Below are 2362 nucleotides of genomic sequence, written 5' to 3' on the forward strand. Positions count from 1 at the left end.
AACCACCGGCCATGCCAGAGGGCTGCGAACTCGGAGTGAACGAGACCTGCTGCCCGTTGCCATCCTGGCGGCAGGCGTCGACGGGCAGCCTGGCCCCCCGCCGCACGTTCGTACCCGGGGCCCCAGGAGCCAGTCGAACCAGTGCAGGGTCAGGACCGTCTCACCCAGCACGTGGTTGCAGAACTCCACAACGTGTGGTTCATCGCTTTCGCCCCCTTCGCCATGGCCGGCCCCGATGCCACGTACCTCTGACACCACGGAGGCAACCACCTGTACGACACCGCCGTAGGCTCATGTCATGAAATCCGTCATCACGGCCATCGACGAGGTGTCGCCGGACAACCAGCTCGGGTGCAGCATGCACACCCAGCCGAGTCACCACTGCAGCGGCCCGGTCGTTGCCGTGGTGACGTTCGACGACGCCGGCGGCAAGGACAACCACTGGAACGTCTGCCAGTGGTGGCTTACCACCCATCCCGACGCGGTCGCCTTCCGGAGCCAGTGACTGGCTGACACTCCGCCACTGAGCTTGCCATGCAGGTGAGGTTCGGCTCGTTCCCTCCAGTGATCTCCACGGCCTTGTCGCGCCGGACACACTTCAACACCAGATCTCGATCGCCCGCTGGCCTGAAGCACGCACCGGGGTCTCTACGGCATCGCTACGCATAGGCCAGAAGCAGTGGCCGAAGCGGCAGGCTCGGCCAGCAGCCGGCGACGACTACGGATGCCCAGGGCAAGGAACAAGACGGTCGGCGTAGGCGTCCGCGCGACAGCTGGTCTATCCGGATCCTCCTGGCTGGTCCTTGGCCCACCACAGAAAGGCGGCGGAGTGCTGCTGGTTGGCGAAGCCCTCGCCGACGAGGGTGTGCAGGAGGTCGTTGCTCCAGAGGATGAGCCGCCCGAGGGTCCAGTTCACCGACTCGGGTGCCGGCAGTTCGAGTCCGTACACGGCCCTGGCTATCTCGCGCTTGCCGCCCGCCAACGTCGTGTACTTGAGGATCGACAGGAACCGCTCGGGCTCCGCCACGCACAGAACTCTGGTGAGAAGCGCCTCCTTGAAACCGGTCATCGCGAACGGCTTCACACCGGACAGCAGGTGCTGGAGCCGGTCTTCCAGAGGTACCTCGTCGGGCCCGTGCAGGAGGTACTCGATCGTGCTGCGGGTCGACTCCCCCGCCGCGGCGTCGCCCATGAGGTTCCAGGCGGAGTTGAAAGTGGCCTGGTTGCCGGGGTGGGCTCCGACATCGGAGTTGGCGAAATCCTTGAGAACCCTGGGATCACAGGTGCTCAACCCGTCCGGAGAGAAGACCTGCTGGTACTTCGCCCAGTAGGCGGCGACCTGCGGGGCGAAGTCGGGCCTGGTGGCCAGATACTCGGCCTTGAGCCGGGCGGCCCGTTCCAGCCACCGGGGCTCGACGTCCTCTGGTTTAGGGAAACGGGCCTTGAGGTCACCGAAAGAGCGGACCCGGTCCTTCTCCGGGAGGACGGGCTCGCCATGCTCCCATTCGAAGCCGCACCGGTGCTTCACGACCCGGCGTCCGTCGTCCAGGATACGGACCAGTTCGACGTCCTCGTCGTCACTGCACAACGGGCACATGGCCAGTCCCATGGCACCCCCCACTCTGTCGGTGTCCGTGCCGCCCGGCGGCCTGTGCGTCTATGGGACCGAGAGCCGCACTCCGGCATCCGGCTCGGAAAGCATCGAGGCAGCCGCCGCCTCCCGAGCCAATATTGGCATACTGCAAAGATGACCGGCACATCATCGCCTAGCCGCATCCTTCTCGTCGCATCCCTGCCCGTGGCACTCGCCGTTCTGAGCACAGGCTGCGCGAACAGCTCCTCCGCCCAGACCACTGACACCGCTTCCCCGAGCACCGGTGGTACGGCCGCTCCCGGCAGCGTCCATGTCGTCGCGGGCGAGGTCGACCTGACGGTCACGGGCGCCGTCGCGCACCTCGACCGCTTCGGTGACGGCTCGCTCGCCATGACCGTCCGGAACGACGACGGCGTCCCCGAACACCTCGGCATGGTCGCCACCCCCGAGGGGGGACGCGGGGAACTCGTCGGAGGGAAGTCCGCCGAGGGCGACGGTTCGCTGTCCACCGCCGGGATCCTGGTGACGAGCGGGACCAGCGTCACGTTCGGCGTCAACGGCGGACCGCGCGTCCTGCTGCATCACGTACGGGGCGCCACCGCCGCGCACACGCTGCCGGTGGCGCTTCAGTTCGGCGTGGCCGGACTGGTCCGGTTCCAGGCCAGGGTCTCCTCAGCCTGACCAGCCGGCGGTGCCGACGACGGCGACATCGAGCGCCTGGGCCCGGTCGGTGCAGCTCGTGATTCGCGTGACCAGGCCGCCGGTGAT

At 67.4% G+C, this 2362-nt stretch carries 3 protein-coding genes; 2 read left to right on the forward strand and 1 reads right to left on the reverse strand.

Annotated elements, in window-relative coordinates; all coding sequences use genetic code 11:
* Positions 1 to 298 precede the first annotated feature (298 nt).
* Positions 299 to 505 (forward strand): hypothetical protein, encoded by a 207-nt coding sequence (locus LQ326_RS46980; protein WP_234545342.1) that lies wholly within the window; start codon positions 299 to 301, stop codon positions 503 to 505.
* A gap of 273 nt (positions 506 to 778) precedes the next feature.
* Here the strand turns inward: LQ326_RS46980 and LQ326_RS46985 are convergent, their stop codons facing one another.
* Positions 779 to 1609, reverse strand: a complete 831-nt coding sequence (locus tag LQ326_RS46985) for a hypothetical protein (protein WP_234545343.1) — start codon at positions 1607 to 1609, stop codon at positions 779 to 781.
* 189 nt (positions 1610 to 1798) lie between these two features.
* Here LQ326_RS46985 and LQ326_RS46990 point away from each other — a divergent pair, with 189 nt between their 5' ends.
* Positions 1799 to 2275 (forward strand): hypothetical protein, encoded by a 477-nt coding sequence (locus tag LQ326_RS46990; RefSeq protein ID WP_234545344.1) that lies wholly within the window; start codon positions 1799 to 1801, stop codon positions 2273 to 2275.
* Positions 2276 to 2362 lie beyond the last annotated feature (87 nt).

Origin of the sequence: Streptomyces shenzhenensis, from assembly GCF_021462265.1 — a bacterium.
GTDB classification, from domain to species: domain Bacteria; phylum Actinomycetota; class Actinomycetes; order Streptomycetales; family Streptomycetaceae; genus Streptomyces; species Streptomyces shenzhenensis.

What these genes read in the sequence shown, in the direction of transcription:
- LQ326_RS46980 (WP_234545342.1), top strand. Translation starts at nt 299, where the DNA reads ATGAAATCCGTCATCACGGCCATCGACGAGGTGTCGCCGGACAACCAG.
- LQ326_RS46985 (WP_234545343.1), bottom strand. Translation starts at nt 1,609, where the DNA reads ATGGGACTGGCCATGTGCCCGTTGTGCAGTGACGACGAGGACGTCGAA.